Origin of the sequence: Nocardia sp. 852002-20019_SCH5090214, from assembly GCF_001665865.1 — a bacterium.
Lineage (GTDB): Bacteria > Actinomycetota > Actinomycetes > Mycobacteriales > Mycobacteriaceae > Nocardia > Nocardia nova.
In genome coordinates, this window is sequence record NZ_LZMK01000120.1 from 1 (window position 1) to 529 (window position 529).

Annotated in this window: 1 protein-coding gene and 1 pseudogene; both read left to right on the forward strand. The window is 69.4% G+C overall.

Annotation, left to right across the window (positions count from 1 at the left end; genetic code table 11):
* Positions 1-330 (forward strand): DUF5131 family protein (locus tag A5780_RS09900; protein ID WP_156769435.1); only part of this gene is annotated, 330 nt, incomplete at its 5' end.
* Positions 318-529, forward strand: a pseudogene (locus A5780_RS09905) (hypothetical protein); the annotation flags it as partial. The gene A5780_RS09900 and the pseudogene A5780_RS09905, both read left to right, overlap by 13 nt.

A 529-nucleotide genomic window follows, 5' to 3' on the forward strand; every position in this document is an offset into this window, starting at 1 on the left:
CGGTTCCTGTTCCCGACCGGATGCCCGGACGGGTGCCGGTGCCGGTGGCCCGATGACGACGAACGCTTCGAATGCGGATGCCCCGGCTGCGAAGACTGGGCACCGGTCCCGGCGATCGACTGGGTCATCGTCGGCGGGGAATCCGGGCCCCACGCCCGACCGATCGAGGCGGACTGGGTGCGCGATCTGCGCGACCAGTGCGTCGAGGCCGGGACCGCGTTCTTCTTCAAGCAGTGGGGTGGCCGCACCCCGAAAACGGCCGGGCGTGAACTCGACGGCCGGATCTGGAACCAGTACCCGCAGAACAGGAGCACCTCATGCCACGCCTGATGTCGGTCTCGCTCACCGAACCCCAGGTCCGCGACCGGACAAAGACCGTCACCCGCCGTATGGGCTGGCTGATGCTGCAGCCCGGCACCCGGCTCACGCTGTGCCGCAAGGTGATGGGCCGCCGCCGCGGCGAACCACTCGTCCGGATCGTCGACGTGGAAGTACTCGACGTCGGGCGCGAGCGCCTCGACACCATCAG